16 protein-coding genes and 1 pseudogene are annotated in these 22,629 nt (G+C 49.7%); 8 read left to right on the top strand and 9 right to left on the bottom strand.

Annotated features, from left to right (window positions below; translation table 11 throughout):
• The first annotated feature begins 18 nt into the window (after positions 1-18).
• Complete coding sequence (locus SIB64_RS11755; protein ID WP_413440381.1) at positions 19-1,602, top strand: alpha/beta hydrolase; 1,584 nt, start codon at positions 19-21, stop codon at positions 1,600-1,602.
• 388 nt (positions 1,603-1,990) lie between these two features.
• On the opposite strand, the pseudogene SIB64_RS11750 reads toward SIB64_RS11755, so the two are convergent.
• From SIB64_RS11750 to SIB64_RS11735, 4 genes and pseudogenes are all read right to left on the bottom strand, one after another.
• Positions 1,991-3,400: pseudogene (locus SIB64_RS11750) on the bottom strand (SwmB domain-containing protein); the annotation flags it as partial.
• 2 nt (positions 3,401-3,402) lie between these two features.
• Entirely contained in the window at positions 3,403-3,576 is a 174-nt protein-coding gene (locus SIB64_RS11745; protein WP_413440380.1) for a hypothetical protein, read from the bottom strand.
• A gap of 2,378 nt (positions 3,577-5,954) precedes the next feature.
• Positions 5,955-6,254 carry a hypothetical protein gene (locus SIB64_RS11740; RefSeq protein WP_413440379.1) on the bottom strand — a complete coding sequence of 100 codons (300 nt, stop codon included), beginning with the start codon at positions 6,252-6,254 and terminating at the stop codon, positions 5,955-5,957.
• A 540-nt stretch (positions 6,255-6,794) separates the two neighbouring features.
• Complete coding sequence (locus SIB64_RS11735; protein ID WP_413440378.1) at positions 6,795-8,927, bottom strand: C1 family peptidase; 2,133 nt, start codon at positions 8,925-8,927, stop codon at positions 6,795-6,797.
• A 286-nt stretch (positions 8,928-9,213) separates the two neighbouring features.
• On the opposite strand from SIB64_RS11735, the gene SIB64_RS11730 reads away from it, so the two are divergent.
• The 7 genes from SIB64_RS11730 to SIB64_RS11700 all read left to right on the top strand — a co-directional run bounded on the left by SIB64_RS11730 (position 9,214) and on the right by SIB64_RS11700 (position 18,273).
• Positions 9,214-9,561 (top strand): Nif11-like leader peptide family natural product precursor, encoded by a 348-nt coding sequence (locus tag SIB64_RS11730; protein WP_413440377.1) that lies wholly within the window; start codon positions 9,214-9,216, stop codon positions 9,559-9,561.
• A 75-nt stretch (positions 9,562-9,636) separates the two neighbouring features.
• A complete protein-coding gene (locus tag SIB64_RS11725; RefSeq protein WP_413440376.1) occupies positions 9,637-11,958 on the top strand; it encodes a glycosyltransferase in 2,322 nt (773 codons plus the stop codon).
• 30 nt (positions 11,959-11,988) lie between these two features.
• Complete coding sequence (locus SIB64_RS11720; protein ID WP_413443010.1) at positions 11,989-13,515, top strand: glycosyltransferase; 1,527 nt, start codon at positions 11,989-11,991, stop codon at positions 13,513-13,515.
• Entirely contained in the window at positions 13,506-14,702 is a 1,197-nt protein-coding gene (locus SIB64_RS11715; protein ID WP_413440375.1) for a glycosyltransferase, read from the top strand. The genes SIB64_RS11720 and SIB64_RS11715 overlap by 10 nt, the downstream gene beginning before the upstream one ends.
• 224 nt (positions 14,703-14,926) lie before the next feature.
• Positions 14,927-16,807, top strand: coding sequence for a hypothetical protein (locus SIB64_RS11710; protein WP_413440374.1), 1,881 nt, complete (start codon positions 14,927-14,929; stop codon positions 16,805-16,807).
• A gap of 432 nt (positions 16,808-17,239) precedes the next feature.
• Positions 17,240-17,407 (top strand): hypothetical protein, encoded by a 168-nt coding sequence (locus SIB64_RS11705; protein ID WP_413440373.1) that lies wholly within the window; start codon positions 17,240-17,242, stop codon positions 17,405-17,407.
• Positions 17,407-18,273: a sugar phosphate isomerase/epimerase gene (locus SIB64_RS11700; RefSeq protein WP_413440372.1), complete on the top strand. Its 867-nt coding sequence runs from the start codon at positions 17,407-17,409 to the stop codon at positions 18,271-18,273. Before SIB64_RS11705 ends, SIB64_RS11700 begins: the two co-directional genes overlap by 1 nt.
• Here the strand turns inward: SIB64_RS11700 and SIB64_RS11695 are convergent.
• From SIB64_RS11695 to hypB, 5 genes are read right to left on the bottom strand one after another with little or no spacing between them, the layout of a single operon-like run.
• On the bottom strand, positions 18,204-19,292 hold the full coding sequence (locus SIB64_RS11695) for an aromatic ring-hydroxylating oxygenase subunit alpha (RefSeq protein ID WP_413440371.1): 1,089 nt from the start codon (positions 19,290-19,292) through the stop codon (positions 18,204-18,206). The two genes, SIB64_RS11700 and SIB64_RS11695, sit on opposite strands and share 70 nt — an antisense overlap.
• Positions 19,286-20,041, bottom strand: a complete 756-nt coding sequence (locus SIB64_RS11690; protein ID WP_413440370.1) for an ABC transporter ATP-binding protein — start codon at positions 20,039-20,041, stop codon at positions 19,286-19,288. Before SIB64_RS11690 ends, SIB64_RS11695 begins: the two co-directional genes overlap by 7 nt.
• A 2-nt stretch (positions 20,042-20,043) precedes the next feature.
• Complete coding sequence (locus SIB64_RS11685; RefSeq protein ID WP_413440369.1) at positions 20,044-20,871, bottom strand: ABC transporter permease; 828 nt, start codon at positions 20,869-20,871, stop codon at positions 20,044-20,046.
• The gene (locus SIB64_RS11680; protein ID WP_413440368.1) at positions 20,871-21,875 is read right to left on the bottom strand and encodes an ABC transporter substrate-binding protein; all 1,005 of its coding nucleotides are present in this window, start codon (positions 21,873-21,875) and stop codon (positions 20,871-20,873) included. The genes SIB64_RS11685 and SIB64_RS11680 overlap by 1 nt, the downstream gene beginning before the upstream one ends.
• A gap of 36 nt (positions 21,876-21,911) precedes the next feature.
• Entirely contained in the window at positions 21,912-22,619 is a 708-nt protein-coding gene (gene hypB, locus SIB64_RS11675) for a hydrogenase nickel incorporation protein HypB (RefSeq protein WP_413440367.1), read from the bottom strand.
• Between the last annotated feature and the right edge of the window lie 10 nt (positions 22,620-22,629).

Below are 22,629 nucleotides of genomic sequence, written 5' to 3'. Positions count from 1 at the left end.
CAGGTACTTAACGTTGATGTGAAGCAGCTTCTCTCCGCGGTGATCTGCCTCGGTGCCCTGGCCGCTCCGGTGTCTTCCGCAGAGCGCATCAGCTTTCAGCTAGGTGAATTCGAACGATCCATTCCAATTGACGAACTCGCCAGTTTCGCGGCAGGGAATGTCCCAGGTACCGAGCTCGCCGATGCCCTTCGAGTGTTCAAACCCTCCGAGCAGCAGGATTTGCGCAAGGTCCTCAACCAGTCGGCGCCCGTGAATGCCGTGATGGCATCGAACTATCTCTCCACAGCCTTGGGCCGGCGCACGGTTCAACAGCTGGTGAAGTTGATCAATCAGCCCCCAGATGTTGCTGGCAACGCTCTATCCGCGGCGTTAATCGAGGGAGCAGCCAATCACGGCAGTCTTCGCTTGATTGATGTGCTTCAGGCCTATCCACTGCCCACGATTCCTGTGAATCTGAACGCTGTTGGTTCGCTGCTGCGGTCGCTAACTCAGGAGTTCAATCTTCAGAACAAGCTCTATTCGCGTCTGGCTGACCTGGGAGGGACCCCCGAGGTTGGTCCGAACCTCCTGACAGCAGCACAACCGGGCAGCATTCGCTTCGATCAGGTGCCCTTCAGCTTCAAAGGTCGTGTCGTCGACAGCATCAAGGCCGGTATCTATCTGCCTGAGTCGGCAACGGCCCGGAGCCAGGCCCCCCTTGTGGTGCTTGCTCCCGGACTGAACACCGATATGACTGCCCTTCTGTACCTGGGGAAATCCCTCGCCAGCCATGGGTATGCGGTGGCGTCGCTCGATTTTCCCTTCACCAGCGCTGACACGATGACGGCGGCCATTGAGGGAACAGGAGCGATTCCTCCTGCTAACGCTTGGTACCACCAGCCGATCACCGTCAGTGACCTCATCGATCAGGTGGAGAAGCGCTGGGGCAGTCGGATCGACACGCAACGGGTTGGTGTGCTCGGGCAGTCCCTCGGGGGCTACACGGTGACGGCCCTTGCCGGTGCTCAACTTGACTGGCCCAACCTGGTGCGGGGATGCCAGCAGCTGAATGACCCCAAAACCGTGGTTTTGAACCCTGCAGTCGTTTGGCAGTGCACAGCGCCCGATCGTGTGGTGGAGCGCACCAATTTCCGAGATCCCCGCGTAAAGGTTGCCGTGGCTGTGAATCCGGTGACCAATCCAATCTTCAGTCGTCAATCGGTGTCCCGCGTGGCGGTGCCGATGCTGGTGGTTGCTGGCATGAAAGATGTCTTCGCTCCGCCGGTCTCCCAGCAGCTCTCGCTCTTCACGAGCCTCCGCCAGTCAGGCTCGGTGTTGGCGATTCAGAAGAACGGAACGCATCTCTCATTCCTGGATGCCACCTCAAACCTGCCAGCGGTGATCACCGGACCGGATCAGTCCCTTGCCAGACAAGAACTCCAGGGAATGGCGAAACTCTTCTTTGACAGTCATCTGTTCGGTCAGTCCGAGACCCCTGCTCTCGCCCCAGCCGGCAATGGATCGTTCCAGTCTGGTTCGGCGCCCCTACCTCTGCTGTTGCGTTCTTCTCTAACAATGCAGCAACTTGAGCTGGTGGAGCCAGGTTTGAAGGAGGTTCCCTGAGAGCAGCGCAACAGGTGCAGAGTTGATGCCTCAATCACGTCCTCTTGGGCGTTGTGTTGATCCTGCGGATCGATGATTTTTCCATGCCATAGAGGTTGATTTAGCGTTTCTGAAGCATTGCTGCCACCGGTTTTTACCCCTTGAGCAAGACAGGGCTTATCCCTGTGATCTCTGCGCCATCAAGCAAAGACCCAAATGACTTGACACTTTGTTGATCAGATTGGCGGGTTTCCTTGTTGCCCTTAATGGCCTCATCTGTAGTTGATCTCACAACCTCGTTGGAGATAGATGGCTTTGCTTAGCCTCTGATTGTTTGTGCAATGGGGCTTAGTGGTTTGTGACTTTCGGTTTGTGACTGGTGAATGTTATTGATGTGTCGATGGAAGATTTATTCGTTTTGCATTGTTGACGAAAACAGCTTCGGGAGTGCATCAAGCAATTGCTCTGGTGTGATGTCGGTGTTGAGGAGAGTGGTGTTGATGCCGTTGCTGGGATCCAGGAGGAGCAATTGATCGGGCTGGGGCTGGCTGATGCTGAGCTTGATCGTGCGTTTTGCTGAGCTGGTGGGTGGCAGCGTGATGCGATCAGCGTCGAGCAGATTGAAATCCAGGATCTGATCGTTGCCGGATGAAAGCCTGAACAGATCGGCACCGCTGCCGCCACTGAGGCTGTCGTCGCCCTTGCCGCCATCGAGGCTGTCGCGCTGCGGACCGCCAAGGAGCTGGTCATTGCCGGAGCGTCCTTTGAGGCGATCATCGCCGCTGCCGCCACTGAGGCTGTCGTGATCCAGGCCACCCTTGAGGCGATCAGCGCCTGAGCCACCGCGGAGGCGATCATCGCCGGCCAATCCCCGCAGGGTGTCATCACCATCGACACCTTTGAGGATGTCGTCTGCTGGGCTGCCGATGATTTGATCGGAACAGGAGCTACCAAGCAGCAGCGTGAAGCGATCGCGCTGGGATTCGCTGATGGCGTTGCCTGCCTCGGGGTCACAGGCGGAGCCGGGTCGCGCCGCTGGGGCTGGTAGTGGTGTTGGTGTTGTTGGTTCAGGTGTGGGTCGGGGAGATTCCTTGGTTGGTTGGCTCAGGGCTGCAACGGCACCCGGTGAGAGCGGAGCGGGAATGGGTGTTGTTGTTGGTGTTGGTGTTGGTGTTGGGAGTGGAGCGGGCAGCAGCGTGGCTGGATCGATCACGGTGGAGTTGTTCTCGACGATCAGCCCTTGAATGGCGATGGCATCGTTGCCATGGATGTCTTGAATGGCGAAGCGGTCATCGGCAACGGTGGGATCGCGGTAATTGAGCAGAAGCGCTTGGCCATGAAACAAGGGAGCAGAGAGGCCCAGGCGTGCGGTGCTGCCAGCTAGGGAGAGGGAGGAGAAAGCGGAGCGCACCCCATCCACCGCGAGTGAAAACGCGGAAGCGGGAGGAGCAAGAGGAGAGAGGGTGTGGTCGTAGCTGAGGGAGACAACCCGCCCATCAGCAGATGTCACCGCAGCGTTGATCGATGGTGGCGTGCCGGGAAGCGTGGAGCGGTTCTGAACGGGGAAGCGTGCAAAGGAGGCGAGATCGTTGCCGGAGGCATCCCCAATGCTCAGCTCATTGCGATCGTTGTTGCTGGAGCGATCGGTGTAGGCGAGAGCAACGGTTTGATCGTTGCTGATGCTGCGCGTCAGGCTGAGGGTGAGTTCGCCGCCACGGGTTGTGGCATCGATAACAGGAATGGATTGACCATCCACATCAACAACAAAGGCAGCTGATACATGCCTTGAAGTGGAAGCCAAGGGTTCATTGAATTTGAGAATTAAGGAGAGAGCATCGCTGGAGACAACAGCGGATCGGAGCTCGGGAGGGGTGGAATCAGCATCGTCATCACCAGATGGTGTTGGTGATGGACTCGGTGCTGGAGGGGAATCGAGCTCGATAATTTGAACCCCATCATCAGATCTGGAGGCAACAAGTGCATACGTGCTGCCATCTTTTGTGTATGGCTCGATGAAATAGGGGCCAGCAAGCTCGTGAAACTGATTGCCTTGGCTGTCTAAATCTCCATCCTTAATGCTGAATACAGCCAGTGGATCGCTGGGATCGCTGATGTCGATAAACGAAACTCCATTTTCTAGATCGTCTGTTTTGGAGGCGGTTAATGCGTAGTGTTTATTATTGATTGAAACCGTGCTGATGTGCCGAATTTTGGTGAGAAGGTCAAATGTGCCCCCCTGACTATCGAGATCACCTTGGTCAAAATTAGCGGTTGCGGTTGGGGCTGCAGGATTGCTGATATCGATGATTTGAACGCCGTTGTCATCTTTCGCTGCGACAAGGGCATAGGTTTGCCTCCAATGGAAGCTGCGGAAACCATCCTGGCGGCTTCAAGTTCATTGAAGCCGCCTACTCCATCAGTGATGCTTGAAACTGCGCTTGGATTTTCTGGGTCCGTAATGTTGACGATTTGTACTCCATCGTCACTCGATGATGCGATTAAGGCGTACTTGCTTCCTGCAATTTCGACTGTTGTTAAGCCTCTTGCGCCGTTAAGTTTCTCGTAACCACCAGCTCCATCAGTGATGCTTTTGGCAAGGCTGGGATTGGTGGGATCTGTGATATTGATGATTTGTAAACTGTCATCGTTATAGGATGTAACAAGAGCAAAGGTTTTGCCGCCGGTCGAGGTTGTGGCAATGAAATAAGCACCATCTAGTTTATAGTTTCCCTCTCCTCCATTGTCTCCATCTCGGATTCTTCCTGCTGACGTTGGGTTGGCGGGGTCTGTGATATCGGCAATCTGAATGCCATCGTCCAAATATCCAGCAATTAATGCATATGTTCTCCCGTTGGAGTTAGTGATTGCAGAGTGCCTAGCTCCTTCTAATTCAGTGTATGTAACGCCATCTTGGAGGACTGCGACAGGGGTTGGCGTGGATAGATCTGTGATGTCAACAATCTGAACACCATTATCGGAATACGCATGAATGAGCGCATAATTTCTGCCATTTATAGTTGTTGTTGTGATTGTTCTTGGCGAATCAAGTTCGTCGAACCCTCCGATTCCATCGCTAAAGCTTGACGTAGCAATTGGGCTTGTGATCGTGGCGGCTTCGATGGCAATCTGCTGGCCATTGATGACTAAAAATTGATGGTCCTGCTCCTGATAAATCGATTCAGGAATGCTGCGATTGTGCAAAGACGCTGCAAAGGCTGATCCTTCATCTCCTTGGCTGTCTTTTCCCTTGTTGATTTGATAGTCAATGGCATGGCCGATTTCCTCGAGGAGGACAGCTTCGATCGCCTTGGGGTCGGCCCTTTGCAGCCAGGCGGCATTGAGATAGATGCGTTCCTGCCCATTGGGATCAGAGGCTGTGTATGCCCCGCGCAGACCTGCCATGGTCTGGCCGTCGAGCAGTTCAACGGGCGGTAGCAAATGGTGATCACCGCGACTGAGCTCAGCAATCCATTGCAGCAGCAACGCTGGAGTGTTGTGCAGGTTGAAGGCTTGGCGCGCTGCTTCCAGCAGCTCTCCACTTGCGGCCCATCGTTCAAGCTTGTCTAATATTTTTTCTTTGTCGATCATTTCTGAAAGTTTGTTGGAGAGATTGAGGTGACAGTCCGTTTTTGCAAGGTTGGGGGAGGTCAATCACGTGCACGCTCTCTTGATCGATCTTATCGTGTCTTCATACAGCGTTCTTGAATTATTGACTATCGGTACCTTTCGAAAAAAAATTGTTGATTGTTTGTTTGCGTTGGCCTGTGAAGCTGGCATGCCTAACGGAAATCACATGAAAAGTTGCTTTTAAACTCTTTTTATTTTAATAAGGTTTACCCATTTAATTGCTAATAATTTTTATCGGATTCTGTTCTTGTTTGACTAGGAGTGTATGTTTAAGTGTTTGCTGTTGTTTATATTTTTTCTGTCCTGAATTTTTGTCGCTGAGATAGATAATGAGTTCAGCCATAAGGTGATGGCATGACTTTGAGGGTTCTTTCTGTTGCTTGGAGCAATTTGGCCACATCTGAGCTTCGAATCAATAGATAAAAAAAGGCCCCGGAGGGCCCTGTGATTCATTCTTGTGAAGGCGGTTCAAGTTCAGCCGTGGCTGATGAACTCGCCGGCCCGCTCGCAGACGGTTCCCATTGATCAAGCTTCCCCAGTAAAGGCAAGCTGTGCAGCGCGAAGACGCTGTTCGCGGGTAAGACGCCGCTTGATGATCGAGAGAAGCATGGGAGAAAACTCCACAGTGTTCGGGTCCCCGTTGCATGCCCCGAATCTGACTGCAGCCGGAAGTCGACCGGCTCAACGTGGCGAAATTTTACCAGGGATAAAGCCAAATCGCGAGTGTGGTCAACTGAAGCTGACGGTCAAAGAATCGATTCGTCATCGTATTGGTAGTCAAAAAACTTGATAATTTCCATCACCATCTCTGGTATCTCATCGTAATTTTTAGGTTCGATGGCCGGGGCTTCCATTCCAACAATCTCAGAGGATTGGTATTCCTCTTGCCCGTCGACGCAAATCCTGTTGTTGTCCTCAACCCATTCATTGGTGTAGTAATAGAATTTGACACCTCCCTTTTTCCATTTTTCGCAAGCATCGATCGCTTGTGATTTAAACTCATATCGTTCTATAGAAGCCGGTTTTGACTCGCTAGGTAAAGGCATTAGTGTTAAGTGTGATGATGCCATAATTGATACTATTAAAAGTCGGTGTCGCATTTCATTCATGTCGGTAATCGAATTACCCAACGCCAGGTGCTAAGCCAGTCTAGTGGCTTCGTGTCTGTCTCGCCCGTCAGACTTGCCCTTTGCTTTCTTTTCCTAGGTGTACCTGTTCGTGCTCGTTTTCGAATTGTTTTGAATGCAACTTGCACAATGTCTTGTCTGTATGACCAACCCGGGTCTTGAAGCAGTTGATTTATTGGTGGCAACACTGGAGTGTAACTGAGGGCACCGTATTGTCCAATCAAGGCTGCCTTTGGTTGTTAGCGATGAAAGTTTCATGTGCCCGATTGTACTCTAATTAGATATTATTTTTGAAATTTTATGCTGCTTTTTTATTGCTTGTGCGAGCCAGGACTTATTATCTCATTGATGAGCGAAAATCTTTGCTTGATTCTCGATAAATAAAAAACCTTCCCCCAAGTTGTGAGAAGATTTTGAGGTTCAGCTATTTAAATTTCTGGCTACTTATTGTGTACGCAATCACACATAAATCGTATAATTGGAATGATTCTCATTCATCGATGATTCATATGACACTGACGCTAATAAATCGTCTCCCCCATCCAGCTGTTCGGTCCCCCTCGGTGATCCACTATCAAGATAAATAAACATTTTTTGCGATGCTTGATTAGGAATGAATAAATAATCCGTACGGTTTCCTACTAATTGAATTCGATCATCATTTGGATTGAAGTTTTCTATTTTTGCAAAATGCTTTCTGCCGGTTTTCACTGACGGTGTATCCTTGTATAATACTAGCTCGTCTGCTAATGCCGCTTGCCTTATATCTGAGACGCCTTTTCTTCCGAGAATGAATAGGTCAGAAGTTCTATCTCTTCCCGTAAGAGTATCTATTTCTGAAGGTTCACTTGAACCATGGGTTTGAGAGTAGGGGTGTGCACCGTTGAATACTCTTGCTGCTCCAAAGCCTTCTTGCGAATCAGATTGATCCAGTCCAGTTTTGCCCGCTATTCCATACGAGTATTGATCTCTAAATAGATCAACGGGAGCTTCTACCCAGAAGTCTTGCAGGCCAAAATTAGGCTGATTATATGAGACCCATGCATAACCATCTAGCCCCCAATTCGTACCCCAGGAGTTTTTAACATGCCATGCTTGCCTGTTATCGTCCCAACCCACAATCTGAACTGCATGATTTGCACTAGCTGGTGATATAGACAACCCGTTCAAATTATCGAAATACACATCACTATTACCCGAATTTGGAGATGGTGCGCGATATGCCATGAAACTATTTGCAGCCCAAAGCAATGTGTTAATCGGCCCATGATCGACTAACGCTTGCTTGACTTCCTGTATGGTAGAAGGTGAATTATTAGTTGCTCCGACTGCGCCTATAGCATCTGCACCATATGATTTTGGGGAAAATCGTGGTCCATCAGCAATTCTAGGAGCGTTCACATCGTATGGAACGACGGATTCAGTTGTAAATCCCTTATATGTACCATCCTCAACTGCATAAAATAAAGCAGTGTTAAATGTACTTGTACCATCTGATGAAATTGCAGAAGTCCCGTCAGATGTCCCAGTAGTCCCATTAATTGACGTACTTTGATGTTTTGCAAAATCCGCAAATTGCATCTCCGAAAGGTTGGGCATGTATCCATTTCGTATCATGTAACTTGATTCCAATGCTCCCAAAGTGGAAAATGCCCAACAATACCCCCTTGGGTTTTGATTCTTAACAGGAGGTGTCATCCCCCAGTCAGCCCATGAAAATCTATTCGATTCAGTATTTTGCAGTGCAAGCCTAAGTATGCGTTGCCAATTAAATTCAATGCCTGGATTAAATGTTTCAAAATATTTCAGCCTTAAATTTAAATCATCATATTTTTTGTTATTTGAAGCAAGGGTTTTTGGGCTTATGTCTACATTCTCATTCAGAGCTGGATCCATCAAAAATTCACCCGATAGATCCAGTACGTCTGTATGCCCAAATGCGCCTGATAGTTTATTTGACTTTCTTTTGGATTCAATACCAGCCAATATCTTTTTAGCAGACAATGATTTGGTTTTGTTCGCATAAAATTTATCTATCCGTGCCAAATCATTTTTATCCAGCTCAAGCGGATCAAACCTTGTCTCAATAAAAGATGGATGCTCAAGATCTTCGTCTGACAGAATGTAATCCTTTTCCAGTTTGGATACCTTTCCTGTTCCTACATCCTTTAAGTCTTCAGTATCATCAGATTGATCAGCAATAGATCCCATGCTGGGTTGAGTCACTGATCTAATATCGGAGGGAGTTCCTAAGGGGGTTGTAGGTGTAGTTTCTGTGGATGATTCGGAAAGTATCTTTGCTTTAAAGGATTTAACGTCTGCTCCCTCTATGCCCTGCAATACATTCATTTTTTGATTTCCTTTTTCATCCCTGTATATGATTTTGATTTTAGATCCATTATTGATTTTATCGGTCAATTCTATACTGACTTCATCATCCTCTACAAGGATATTCTCAGGCTTTAATTTGGTTTTGCCACTCTTAACTTTAATTCTTCGTTTTGATAGCGGATTTTCCTGAAGCTTGTCACTAAATCTCAAAAGAATTTCGGAGTCCGAATTGAAAATTCCTGAAATAAATTTGGGTGACATGACTGCATTTCCAACATTTATATTTTATTAATAGCTATATTGCGCAATTGTAGGGGTTTCGTATTGCTTCTTAACCTCCGCTGCGACCTATTTTCTCGTTGCATCCATGCCCATTGTTGCCAAAGTGGTGGTCTTTTTACTCTGCCCAGCGTCTGAGATGGAGTTACGTTGTGAGGCTCAAAAGCTTGCCTCGCTGGATTGGCGTCGGTTTCCCTAATCCTGGAATCGATCCTGACAAATGAGTAATTGAGTACTATAACAAGATCAAGCAAGCATTTTGTTCCCCATGTCAGAGGAATTCCTAGCCTTGTTGGAGAGGGTTGAAACTGACACGCGTCTTCAGCAGAGGCTCAGTAAGGCTGCTGATACAAGCGCTTTTGTCTCCATTGCTAAAGAAGCAGGTTTTTCTATTACCGCTGAAGACATCACAACGGATGACGGAGATCCCTCGGAACTTTCTGATGATGAACTCAAAAACTTAGCTGGAGGAGTCCGGCCGAACCAGGTAAAGGGTTCATCTAGGAGGAAGCTTAGAACTAAGATGAATATCGGAAGGTTTAAGGCCAAAAAAAATGTTGACCCCCTTGACAACGGAGGTTGCTGGAGCCGGGGCAATCCTTGCCAAGGCTCCTGAGTCTTTTGTGTCATCGATAATGCAATACAATAATAGATTGCATACCACTCTATATATATCTAGTTCTTTGTATTGATGATTCCGCTTGTCTTGCATCAGATTGGGGCTGATAAATCAATTTCGCGGCATTTGGAGGGTTTTCGTCGTAGCTGGAAGATCTGGAATCCCGATTTAGAGGTGATCTATTGGTCAGATGCAACTCTGAGGCAATTCATAGCTCAACATGTTCCAACTTTTTTGCCTTTATTTGATAGTTATAGCAAGGGAGTTTGTCGAGCTGATCTTGGTAGATACCTGCTGCTTCAGTATTTCGGCGGTATTTATGCAGATCTTGACTGCCAATGCCTACGCCCTTTGGCTCCTCTACTTGAAGATCGAGAGCTGTTGATAGCGACTGAACCAGCGATTCATCATCTGCAGAAAAATGTAATACTTCGTGGCCTAAAGAGGGTTATTTGTCCTTCATTTATTGCTTCAATTCCTGGTCATCCATTTTGGTCTGATGTTCTTTTATCCTTAACGAAATATCCTCCTTCCTCGATTAAAACAACTGATGATGTACTTGATGCTACTGGCCCTTTTCTGTTAAGTCGTGTTCTGGTTGCTCTTCCAAAATATAAACAATATCTTGTTCCAGAGGGTTTGATTAATCCGTTTAGCAAAGCTGACTGTTGGCAAGGTCTTGTTTTTGATCCAATCTTCTGGCTTGAGCGCAGTTCAGGGGCCTATGTCGCTCATTACTGGGACGGATCATGGTTTCGATCGTCTCGTGGGTGGCAAGCATTTGTTCCTTCTCAAGCTCCTGTTAGTTTGCAGGAGCCTGAGGGGCCAATAACCATCCCTGGTGTAGTCAAGAGGAATACTGGCGATCAAACTGATTTACCACTGATTTCTTGTTTGATGGTCGTAACGGAGGTCTCTCTGCTGGCGACGCTAGCTGTTGAGTGTTTCCTCGAGCAGAGTTATCCGAACAAAGAATTGATCCTTGTTGATGCTTCTTGCGATGATCAGTTAGAAAGTAAAGTCAGGCTGCTTAACTCAGGCTTGATCCGTTATGTGTTAATAGAATCTAAAAGTGTGATGTTATCAAGTTTGAATGATATTGCCTTTGATTGTGCGTTGGGTGGCTATATATGTCAATGGAATAGTGATGACTTACACGATCCATTGCGACTTGAAATGCAGTGGAAAGTGATGCAATCCACTGATGCGCAGGCTTCTGTGTTGGCGCGCCGGATGACGTGGTGGCCAGGTGAGCACACTTTGAGCATCTCGTCTTATCTCGATGAATATCAATCTGTCATGTGCGAGCGTTCTTTGTTTCCTCGTTGTTCGGCAGTTCACTCTGATGCACCATGCAATATTGTAAATCTAATGAATAACACTGTACGCATTGCAAAAATAGATCTACCACGTCTTTGTATCCATATTAATTTTAACTCTGTGAGCTTCTCTTGTGATCTCTCGAAATCTAGTGATATTCAGAGCTACACTTGCCTATGGACGAATTGTGATTGTGAGCGATTGCTCAATGAGCTTGATAGACGAATTCCATTGCTACGTTGTCTGTTTTTTGAGAATAAAGCTCCACTTAACGTCTGCAATACCATTGATGTTCCAAAAAAAGATCCAAAAATTTTAATTCTGACGCCGGTACGTAATGCGCAGGAATATTTAAGTCGTTATGAGTCTCTTTTGCAATCATTAACCTTTGATTCCAGAAGATTGTCTTTCGCTTGGCTGGAGGGTGATAGTACAGATCAGACTTTTCCGGTCTTAGAACAACTTCGCGTTAGTCTCTCAAATAAATTTAATCGTATTTCTTTACATCGATTCAATCATTATCCTTCGTGTTCTAACGCCGAACGATGGAGTCGTGTTTTGCAGCGTGATCGTCGTGAACGCCTAGCAAGGGTCAGAAACCAGCTGCTAATGATGGCTCTCGAGGATGAAGATTGGGTTCTTTGGTTGGATGTTGATGTTTGTGATTATCCTTCTGATCTTCTTGAAAGGTTACTTGCGGCGGGAAGAGATATTGTTACAGCAAACTGCCTGAATGCTTTTGATCAGCCATTCGATTTAAACAGCTACCGATTGCAGCGTGAATCTCCACAAGCTGATACCTTGCCTGAGGAGTATATGTTCGACGGCCTGTATCAGCCTCCGATCGGTTTTGCTAGAAATTATGTTAATGATTTTCGTGATCAATCCTTGATTGAGCTTGATTCAGTTGGTGCGACAGTTTTGTTGATACGAGCTGACCTCCATCGCCAAGGGCTTAATTTCCCTCCTTATCCAATGAATAGCTTGATTGAAACGGAGGCACTCTCTCTAATGGCTCGCAATTTAGGTGTACGGAGTTGGGCTTTGCCACAGTTGATTGTGCGTCATGATTAATTCCCTGATCTGCACGATGACTTGCTGAAAATGACTCAGACTATTCCTCTGCTCTTGCATCAAATCGTTCCTGATGATGGCTTTCCTAGCCATCTTGAAGGCTTTAGCCATAGCTGGAGGGAATGGAATCCTGATCTGCAAGTGTCCTATTGGTCCGAGCAAGAACTACGTTTGTTTGTTGCTAACAAGACTCCAGCGTATCTTCCTTTGTTTGATTCTTTTTTTCACCCCTTTTGTCGAATCGAATTATGTCGTTATCTTCTTTTGCAATATTACGGTGGAATTGTTGTTGATCTTGATTGTCAGTGCTTACGTCCTCTTTCACCTCTGTTGCAGGGACGTGAATTATTGATTGCTTTGGAGCCCGTGTTACAGCGCAAGCATAATAACCTGCTGGACTTTGGAATGAAGGAGTTAAGACGTAATGCCTTCATGGCCTCTAGCCCCAGGCATCCGTTTTGGAACGATGTGTTGGGTGGTTTATGCCATTATGAGCTGCAGTCTGCTCGGGCTAAAGGCGAACATCTGGATTTTGCAGGTTCCTTTTTGCTTGATCATGTTCTCCAGATTCATCCCGAATACGAATCTTGTCTTGTTGACGAGGCATTCATCTATCCATTTAGCAGAGCGGAATGCCGTCAAGGCCTTGTGTTTGACCCTGCCTTTTGGCTTGAGCGTAGCTCAACAGCTTTTGTTGCGTGCTATTGGGATCTCACCTTTCTTTCATCTACCGTTCCTGAAGGTTGGCATGCGTTTGTTCCGTCCACAGCTCCGGCCAACGTGAGTGCTCCGTCGCAGGGCAAGGACAAAACAGTGAAGTATGAGTTGGAACCATCTCCAGCAGGTTTGATCAATAACCGCCCCCTAATCTCTTGCCTGATGATTACACGAAATCGTAATTTTCAAGCTCGGCTATCGATTCAATCTTTTCTAAGACAAACTTATTTTTGCAGGGAACTGGTTGTGGTCGATGATGATCCAGATTCCAAGCTTTATGACTGGATCATATCCCTTAACAGTAAATTGATTCGATATTTCCGCTTACCAGATCAGGGTTTGAGTCTTGGGGAGCTGCGTAATTTTTCAGTTCGCCAGTCATTAGGAGACTATGTCTGTCAATGGGATGATGATGATTTATACGATCCTCTTCGACTCGAGATCCAAATGGCCACTTTGATCAGTACAGGATCAGATGCTATCGTCTTAGCCCGATTTTTAATTTGGTGGCCACAGTACAAGCGTTTAGCATTATCTTGTTATCGTGATTGGGAAGGTTCTCTTTTATGTAGGAAAGGTTGTTTGCCTGCTTACCCTCATCTTCGACAGGGGGAAGACAGTGTTCTTTTTGAAGAGTTGCGGCAACAATGCACTTTGGCCAGGATTGATATGCCCAGACTTTATCTCTACATCGTTCACGGCCGTAATACATTTGTTCCCTCGCACTTTGATGATCATTGGAAGAGTTCTACTTCACGTTGGCAAGGTGATGATCTAAACCGTTTATGCTCAGAATTACAGCGGCGCCTGTTCATACGCGAATATTCAGAATGCGTTTAATTCTTGTAACACAAGGTACCCTCGGTGATCATCTCCCGATGATTGGGTTGGCACAGCAGTTGATGCAATCGGGCTTTGAAGTTCTGCTGGCTTGTAATCATGCGATGCACCGGCTAGTTCAATCAGCAGGTGTGCAGCCCTTATCATTTGGCATTCCTCTTTCTGAGATCGAGGCTTCTCATAAAGCCTTATGCTGGGATCATTGGAAGACTCCTCCACTATCCCAAATTTGGTCTGAGGATATTGAGGAAAGGTTGACTTCCAATGTTGCTTCATTGATCGAACAGCTTACTGCAGGCGACATTCTTATTGGCGCAAAGAATATCTATTTCCTTTCTTTGGTAGCGCAGGTTAGCAATTGTCAGCTGATCGAGATTGGTCTCAATGCAGGTTCAATGATTGATTTCTCTCGTCTTGCTGTGGCTAAGGATTCGAAACATTCATGGGCAACGGGCTTGAAGCGCCTTGAACTTAGGTTGAGGCGCCGCTGGTTGCAATCCTCTGACTCTTCGTTTGATTTAGTGCCACTGCTGCGTTTGCATGCCATACCTGATTTCTTGGCACCACGTCATTATCCGTTGCTGGATGCAATACGCACAGGCTTCTGGTGTTATCAGCATCCTCAGTGGAATGATTGGAAACCTGCTGATTCTCTTCTTCTAGCCCTCAAAGGTCGTCACTCTCCTTTGGGGTTGGTCTTCAGCAGTCAGCCATTGGATCAACCTGTTCAGGTCCTTGCCAAACATCTTGATGTGGCCCAGAGATTAGGCAGACGCCTGGCGGTTGTGAAAGGCTGGGCTTTTGGTGAGGAATCTCAACTTCTTACTTCTGATTTGGTCGTAATGTTGAAGCATCCAGATCTCATTGTTGTTGATCCTCTCCCTTTAAATTGGTTGTTCCAGCGTCTTGATGCTGTTTTCATCCATGGTGGGATGGGGACCCTGGCTCGTGCCCTTCAGGCAAGGTGTCGTACTGTCATCGAGCCCTATGGCAATGATCAATTTTTGAATGCTCGCCTTGCGATCGAGCATGATCTGGCCCTTGCCGTTCATCCTTATCGTTTTGATTCTGTTGAGGTTGCAGACGCGCTCAGGTTTCAATTGGCTCGTACTCAATATGATTTGCATCACGATGTTTTTGAAGGTCTGCCTAGAGCGGTGTCGCTGATTACAGAACTCTTGCTCTAACTTGTTCGATGTGCTAATTTTATAGGATAAATCTTAGATTTATGGATAAAAACTCAGAGTCCAACAAAAGCGAGCATCCATCTTTAAGCCAGCAACCTATTGCTGTTTTTAAGCCAGTATCATGTTTGCTCACTTCTGATGAGCTAGACGAAAAATGCGATGAGCAATTTAGTGTGATCTTGAATGGAGTTAATGTTCCTCCCTAAAGTGTTGACACATCATGTTTGTCTTTAGCCTGGCTGATTAAAGAAAGTCCTTTTTGCGCATTCTTTATAGCTTTGATTATGAAGTTAATTAGAGAATTTCATGGCTCCAATTTTTACACCCCCAGATCAGGATGGTTTCTTAGTGCTGACTTGAAGGTTTGGCAGGCCTATGGTTCTATTCATAGGGTGATGATTTTTGGTCTTCTTTCTGATTTAGCTATTTTTCTGGGAGAAACTTTCACTGGATTTAAGCCTTCAGTCCATTGTTCTCCATTTGAAGCTTGTTTGGAGTTGGCTGATTGGTTGCTTGGTCCAATTGATCTCAAGATTCAGTTTTTTCCTGGTGCCAATAAACTTGAAGCGGGTTGTTTTGTTTTTAGTTCATATCACGACCTTGCGGGGGAATCTCTACGTTCATCGGTCAGCGTTTTATTTGACTTTTTTCAGAATTCTATTGATGGACATGTCGTTACCCTCCAATGTGATTCTGCTCTGAGCCTGATGAGGCGAGCAGAGTTGATAATGGCTGACGCATTTTCCAATGCTGTTGTTGTGCATGCAGCTCAATTGGGACTGAACATTGATTTTCACGTTCCTATTATTGGACAATTTCCATTGTTGCAGATCGGTCTTGGTGCAAATTCGAGAATCCTGAGTGCAACTGGCACAGATCGTGATAGTTATATTGGAGTGCGTTTGTGCGGCCAGAAACCAAAATGTAATGAGTTTCTTCGTGCTTTGGGTTGTCAAGTGCCCAAAAGCGTTTATCTGGAAGGCAAATTATCTTTTGATACTATTATTCAAAAGGCATCTGCTATCGGATTTCCGTGTGTGGTCAAGCCATCCGACAGGGACAATGGCATTGGTGTAACCACTGATGTGTGTGATTCAACAGCGCTTCTTCAGGCTGTAGAGAGAGCTGGTGCATCAACATCTATGGGGGTCTTGATTGAGGAGCAGGTGCCTGGCGATTATTACAGGCTTTATGTGATAGGTGGAGACCTGATTAGTATCAAGCGGATGCGTCCTCCATTCCTACTTGGTGATGGAATCAGGTCAGTTCAGGACATTCTCAATTCTCCTTCCAGCCCCTCAGAGTTGCCCGGCGGTGTGGTCACAGGATCTGTTGTCTCAATCGAAGATCCTTCTGTGCTGTCCCAGCTGGCCCTTCAAGGTTTGTCCGCTGAGTCCATTCCTAAATCTGGGCAGAGGGTTGTGATCAGATCAGATTTGGTGGATCGCCAGGATTGGTCGTCGAAATCCTTTGATTCCAAAATTGACTTCAGCTTGTCAAGCATGGCTCGTAGAATTTCACGTGCTCTCGGTTTGGAAAATGTAGGAATCGATGTGATCTCCACTGATATCACATCTCTCTGCTCCTCTCGCAAGATCTGGGTGATTGATGTTAATCCTTTTCAGTTGCTTCACCCAGCATGGGCAACTATCTTTTTGGATCAGGTATTTTCAGTGTGTGAAGAGGCGAAAATTCAAATTAAGGTGATCGTGTTTTCCGGTGATACTTTAGATTTTGCAGATCTATTAAACTCTCTCAACGAGCAGCCATATAATATTTGGGCTGTTCCAAAAAACCTGGTGGACAAGCATGTATTGGCGGATGATATTTTGAATCACGAACTTTTTTACTGTTACAAGCATCCCAGAGAGGTGCTTTTGAATCGAGATTTGCAGTCAGCTGTTTTTTTGATTGATTGGCATGAGCTATCTCAAACTGGTTTGCCTGTCATGTATATCGATCAACTTCAAATGATCGGATCTCTTTCTGGAACAAGGCTGGAGCAGTGGAACAACCTCTCGATACGTTTAGGATTATCTAAGTCTAGTCAATCCTATTGTAATTTATTCCACGATTCTTGCGTCACCCATGGGAATTCCGCATGAACTGTGGATAATGCTCCTTTCATTCAGTGGTGTTTGATTGCAGTGAAGGTGGTGGTTTGTTGTTGTGTTTCCTCTGGTTTTTTGTTCAACATGGCTTGATCGTGTCCGTTTGAATGTGATTTAGCCGTGTTAGCATTCTTTGAAATATCAATTAGACTGGGGCTAGACCTTGATTGCGCGCTCTGAATGATTGTCCAATTAGTTTGCAGTGTGTTGAGAAGAGATCGTTGAAGAGCTGGATGGGGATTGTTGTTTTCATTGAAGGAATCTAAGTCTGAGTCGTTTTGTGCAAACAGCCTGAGAGATTCGACGACTTAAGGTTTCGATCTTCAAACGCCGTCCATTGCGGCCGTCACGACGATCCGGCCTGTGGTTGCGCAGATCTGGCTTTCTTGGCCTTAGTTTGCTGCGAACGGATCTTTTGCCGTCGTCATGCCTTCAACGACTGTCGTTGCCAATCCGCGTCGACAGGCGTTGATTAACTCGCTGCGGGATCGCTACCGCCTGGCCAATGACCGCTCTGACGCCCTGGCCAAGCAAGCCCTCTTCCGCGAAGCCATTTATCTCGGCATCCAACCCACATTGTTCACGCTTCCCTAATGAACCCGGCCGCGCAGCTGAGCGTCTTCCAAACGCTTTGGGGCTGGACTGGGTCATTTAAAGATGCTTCCCACCAAGCAGCTGAGACAGGTTTTGATGGCCTCGAGTGCAATCTCGACCATCCTTGCTTACTGAGCAGCAGCGCTGTTGAGGTTGTCTCGGTGATTCGAGCTTGTGATCAGCACTTGATCCTCGAATTGGTGAGTGGCGGTGATTACTGCCCAGATCTGTCCTGGACTCCTAAACAGCATCTCGAGCAGCTCAGAGAGCAACTGGCCAGAGCCTTGCAGTTCGAACCGCTGAAGATATCTCTGATCACAGGCAGCGATAGCTGGGATAGCTCTGTTCAGCACTATTTCCTTGAAGCCGTTCTCGATCTGATCGACCCGCTTCCGGTTCCGGTCAGCCTTGAAACCCATCGCAGCCGCAGTTTGTTCAATCCTTGGTGTCTGCCCTCCTGGCTGCAGCAGCATCCACGCTTGAGGCTCACCGCAGATTTGAGCCATTGGTGCGCTGTCTCAGAGCGCCTGATGACGCCGGATCTTGCGCCGATCCAAGCGATCGCAGCACATGTGGATCACATTCATGCCCGGGTCGGTCACCCCCAGGGTCCTTCGGTGCCCCACCCTTTCGCACCGGAATGGGCGGATGCGCTTGAGGCCCACCGGGCTTGCTGGCAGATGTTCTTGGACAGCGGCAACCGCGACCGTTGCCAACCCGTCACCATCACTCCGGAATTCGGACCGGATGGCTACATGCCGTTGCAACCCTTCAGCGCTGAACCTCTGGCGGATGTTCAGGCACTAAATGCCGCGATGGCATCCTGGCTGCGCTCATCGTTGACTTTGCCGGCAGCGGTGAGTTGATCGCGGTAGATCGCCTGCCAATGCAAAATCCGCTGCTCCAGCCGATGGGCTGGCCCTGGGACAAACCCAGTGGAATAGCCCCGTTGCGCTGATTCGATCAGGCGTTGATCCTCTGCCAGAAAAGTGAGGAGCTGCTGCAGCCATGCCTCGATTGCGTCCTCGTCCCCGTTGTTGGGGCTGCTGAACAGTCGCAGTTGAAGCGAACAACGGTTCAGCTCTTGGGGCAGAAACTCCAAGAGGGCCATGCGCTGATCGGGCCATACCAGCAGATGGGTCCATGGCGGTAGACCGAAGGTTTGGAACATTCCACCCTCGGGATGTGGAGTCTCCAGCAGATTCACGTAGGGGCTGAACTGATAGCTGTAGTGACGCACAGGCCCTTGTTCTCGGTGCAGAGTCGTTGGGTGAGCAATGGCGACGTGGTAATCGTCGAGTGTGTTGTCGTGAGCGATTTTCCAGTTGCAGGCCAGGCTGACCTGGATCAATCGGCATTGCTTCTGAGGCCCTCGCCAGGCGATCGCCGCCTTGCGATGGATCAACGCCAGCTGGTCGTCGAGCTCGATCACGTTCGGATCCAAGGCGACCCAGATCAACGGACCGTCGACGCAGCAGGGGAGAGATTGCAGATCCCAGTCGCTTCGATCAAACGGCTGAATGAAGTCGTGTTCCCGCGCTGCTGCCAGTAGCTGGCCCTGCAGGTTGTAGGTCCAACCGTGATACGGACAGATCAGTCGACGGCAGGTTCTTGCTTGATGCTCCTCTGTCTGAAACGCCACACCCCGGTGCGGGCAGCGGTTGTGAAAAGCCTTGGGTTGCTCCCGCTCGGGCCAGGTGATCAGCAGCGGTTGTCCCAGCAGGGTCAGGGCCAGGCTCTGGCCTGGGCGGAGGCGGCAGGTTGCGGCGACGGGATGCCAGAAGCGATGGCTGTAATGCTGTTGATCCCATTGGTGGATCGTCTCCGAGTCGTAGAGCCAGCTCGGTAGAAAATCAGCGCTGATCGGGTTGGGAGGCGTCAGCACAAGGCGGCCTCAAGGGCTCGGAGCGTGCCGGACAGGCTGCGGCGCAGGTCCAGAAAGTCTTTGCTCAGCCTCAATTGGCTGAGGTCTTGCTTGTCGAGATTCACATCGATCGAGCGGATGATCCGGCCGGGATCAGGGGCCAGCACGTGGATGCGTTGCGCCAGCACCAAAGCTTCTTCCACGTCGTGGGTGATCAGAAGCACCGTGAGTCCGGTGCGTTGCCACAGCTGAAGCAGAAAATCCTGCATCGATTCGCGGATCTGCAGATCCAGCGCCCCGAACGGTTCATCGAGCAGCAACACCCTTGGGTTCGTGGCGAGTGCCCTGGCGATCGCCACCCGTTGTTGCATCCCACCGGAGAGTTCTCGAGGCAACTTCGCGCCAGCATCACTGAGGCCGACCACTTCGAGAAAGTAGCCGGTGCGTTCCCGAATCTCCTGGGGTTTGATCCCCTGAAGCCGCATCCCGAAGGCGACGTTGTCGGCGGCGCTCAGCCAGGGATAGAGGCTGTATTTCTGGAAGACCATGCCTCGATCCGGGCCGGGTCCGGTGACGGGATCACCATCAACCAGGATGCTGCCCTCACTGGGTTGGTCCAGCCCGGCGATCAGGCGCAGGATCGTGCTTTTCCCTGAGCCCGAGCTGCCGACCAGGGCCAGGAACTCCCCGGATTGCATCGAGAAGTTGATCTTTTCAAGAACCGTTTTGCTGCCGAATCGTTTGCTCAGGTTCTCAAGATGCAACTCCATGATCAGACCGCCCAGCGACAGGTGAAACGCAGCAACAGGCGGAAGGCCATGTCGATCGCGAAGCCGATCAGGCCGAGCACGATGAGCTCTGCAAAGATCTGGTCGGTGCGGAAAAAACGCTGGGCGAGCTGGATGCGTTTGCCCAGGCCCACTTCAGCGGCCACGAGCTCTGCTACTACCACCAGGTTCCAGGAGGTGGCGATGTTGATGCGGAGGGTATCGATGATGCTGGGCATGCTGTAGCGGGCCACGACTTGCACCAACACCTGCCGGCTGCGACCACCGAGGGTGAGGGTGGTTTCGATCAGTTCTTTGGGAACGAATTTCACGGCATCCATCACCATCAGGATGTTGAAATAAACCGTTCCAAGAAAGATCAGTGCGATCTTGGGCTCTTCTCCGATCCCGAGATAGATGATCAGTAGTGGAATGAACGCGGCCGCCGGCATATAGCGGAGCATCGCGATCAGCGGTTCGCAGAGGGCGCACACAGCCGGGTAGACACCCATGCAGATCCCGATCGGAATTGCAAGAACCGTGGCGAGCAGGAAGCCGGCGAACACCCGCCCGGTGCTGGCGAGGATGTCTTGAAACAGGATTCCGCTTTCGGCCATCGAGGCCAGGGAGCGGAACACCGCTCCAGGGGAGGGCAGAAATTTCTCATCCACCACCCCCATGCTCGCGATGGTTGTCCAAGCGAGGAGTGGGACCAGCAGGGACGCAATCTGAAGGCCGCTGATCACCCCTCTGGATGGGGTGACACCCAGGCTGAGCAGGGAGAACAGCCCGAGGGGCCACCCTGTCTTGGCAGCAGCGGCCCTGGTGCTCATCAGGACGCGGCGACCTTCTTGATGAAGCTGGAGTCGAACAAATTGCTCATCTCAGGTTTCTCCGGAATGAAACCCACCGAGACCATGAAGTCCGCCATCGATTCGGCTGCGAACGGCATGAACTGCATTCCTTCACCAGCACTGAAGGCCTCGAGGTTTTCATCAACGGTGAAGAAACGAGTGCCGTCCTTGTACTGCTCGTATTCCTCGGTGGGAATGCCGGCGCGCTTGGCCATGATCGCCTCGGACTTTTCAGGGTTCTCGGCCATGAACGCCCGCACGTCCCACCAGGTCTTGACAATGTTTTGAACATCGTCAGGCCGCTCTTTGATCAGATCACCGCTGACGGTGAGCAGATCGGGGATCGCGCCGGGATACTCCTTGGAGCTGGCAATCACTCGGGCACCTTCACGGGTCATGGCCGTGCCGGTGTAAGGCGGGAACGCACCGACGGCATCCACCTGGCCTGCGGCGAAGGCGGTGGCGGCCTGGTCGGTGGGCATGCCCTTGATCACCACATCGTCGCGGCTGAGACCAACATCCTTGAGGGCAAGGCTGAGAAGGTAGTCGTCCACCACACCTTCTTCAACGGCGACGGTCTTGCCTTTGAGATCGGTGACGGACTGAATCGAGGCGTCGGCAATGATCTGATCATTACCAGCGGAGTTGTCGTTGACCAGCACCACCACTTCGCCGCCGTTCTCGCCCGGCAGGAAGGAGATCGTGTCGTTCAAAGTTTGGGAATTGCCATCGATTTTGCCTGCAGCGAAAGTTTCCATCGACTGCACGTAGCCATCAAACCACTTCATCTCCACATTGACGCCGTTCTTTTCAAAGAGTTTTTCCTCCACGGCGATCGCCCACGGCCACCAGCCGGCCCAGTTGCTGTAGCCGAGCACGATCGGTGGCCCACTGACTGCGGTTGGCGTCGGTGCCTTGGCACAGGCGACGGCGATCAGCAGGGCTAATCCGGCGATGAGAACGTTGCGAAGTTGTTTGGTCATGGCATGGGCGCAGGGTGGAGAGAAATGGAGCGGAGCTCAGGCCGTTGCCAGAGCAGTTGTGGGTGTCTGGACGTTCTGGAGAAGAGCCTGTTGAACCCACTGATGCCAGGTCGCAATGCCTTCGCCCGTAAGGGCAGAGACCTCGATCACGCTGGCGTTGGGGTTGATGCTGTGGATGTTGTGCCGGATCGTCTCCAGATCCACCGGCAGATAGGGCAGAAGATCGATCTTGGTGATCAGCACCACATCCGCCTGGCGGAACATCAGTGGGTATTTCAAGGGTTTGTCGTCGCCTTCGGTGACACTCAGCAGGGCCACTTTGTGGTGTTCGCCTACCTCAAATTCAGCCGGGCAAACGAGGTTGCCCACATTCTCGATCAGCAGCACATCCAGAGCGGTGGGATCGAGACGCTGCTTGAGCAGGGTCAGGCCACCGCTGACCATGGCGGCATCGAGATGGCAAGCCCGGCCGGTGGTGATCGGGACCACGGGGATGCCGACAGCCTCGAGGCGCTGGGCATCGAGCTGGGTTGTCATGTCGCCCTCCAGCACAGCCATCTGCAATGTTTTGCTGAGCTGTGGAAGCGATCGCTCGAGCAATGCCGTTTTGCCTGCACCTGGACTGCTCATCAAATTGAGACAGAGCAGGTTCCAGGATTGGAAATGCTCGTGATTGTGCTCAGCCTGATGGTCGTTGGCGGCGAGCAGATTCAGGGCGAGGTTGTCTTCGAGAGGCTTGTGCATGGTTGGGTCG

Source organism: Synechococcus sp. MIT S1220, from assembly GCF_047303025.1.
In the GTDB taxonomy this organism is placed as follows: domain Bacteria; phylum Cyanobacteriota; class Cyanobacteriia; order PCC-6307; family Cyanobiaceae; genus Parasynechococcus.
The sequence above is the reverse complement of the archived record's forward strand: the minus strand, read 5'-3'. Positions and strand labels throughout refer to the sequence as shown.

What these genes read in the sequence shown, in the direction of transcription:
- SIB64_RS11735 (WP_413440378.1), bottom strand. Translation starts at nt 8,927, where the DNA reads ATGTCACCCAAATTTATTTCAGGAATTTTCAATTCGGACTCCGAAATT.
- SIB64_RS11705 (WP_413440373.1), top strand. Translation starts at nt 17,240, where the DNA reads ATGCCTTCAACGACTGTCGTTGCCAATCCGCGTCGACAGGCGTTGATT.
- SIB64_RS11685 (WP_413440369.1), bottom strand. Translation starts at nt 20,871, where the DNA reads ATGAGCACCAGGGCCGCTGCTGCCAAGACAGGGTGGCCCCTCGGGCTG.
- SIB64_RS11725 (WP_413440376.1), top strand. Translation starts at nt 9,637, where the DNA reads ATGATTCCGCTTGTCTTGCATCAGATTGGGGCTGATAAATCAATTTCG.
- SIB64_RS11700 (WP_413440372.1), top strand. Translation starts at nt 17,407, where the DNA reads ATGAACCCGGCCGCGCAGCTGAGCGTCTTCCAAACGCTTTGGGGCTGG.
- SIB64_RS11680 (WP_413440368.1), bottom strand. Translation starts at nt 21,875, where the DNA reads ATGACCAAACAACTTCGCAACGTTCTCATCGCCGGATTAGCCCTGCTG.
- hypB (WP_413440367.1), bottom strand. Translation starts at nt 22,619, where the DNA reads ATGCACAAGCCTCTCGAAGACAACCTCGCCCTGAATCTGCTCGCCGCC.
- SIB64_RS11715 (WP_413440375.1), top strand. Translation starts at nt 13,506, where the DNA reads ATGCGTTTAATTCTTGTAACACAAGGTACCCTCGGTGATCATCTCCCG.
- SIB64_RS11720 (WP_413443010.1), top strand. Translation starts at nt 11,989, where the DNA reads ATGACTCAGACTATTCCTCTGCTCTTGCATCAAATCGTTCCTGATGAT.
- SIB64_RS11730 (WP_413440377.1), top strand. Translation starts at nt 9,214, where the DNA reads ATGTCAGAGGAATTCCTAGCCTTGTTGGAGAGGGTTGAAACTGACACG.
- SIB64_RS11690 (WP_413440370.1), bottom strand. Translation starts at nt 20,041, where the DNA reads ATGGAGTTGCATCTTGAGAACCTGAGCAAACGATTCGGCAGCAAAACG.
- SIB64_RS11740 (WP_413440379.1), bottom strand. Translation starts at nt 6,254, where the DNA reads ATGCCTTTACCTAGCGAGTCAAAACCGGCTTCTATAGAACGATATGAG.
- SIB64_RS11745 (WP_413440380.1), bottom strand. Translation starts at nt 3,576, where the DNA reads ATGGCAGCACGTATGCACTTGTTGCCTCCAGATCTGATGATGGGGTTC.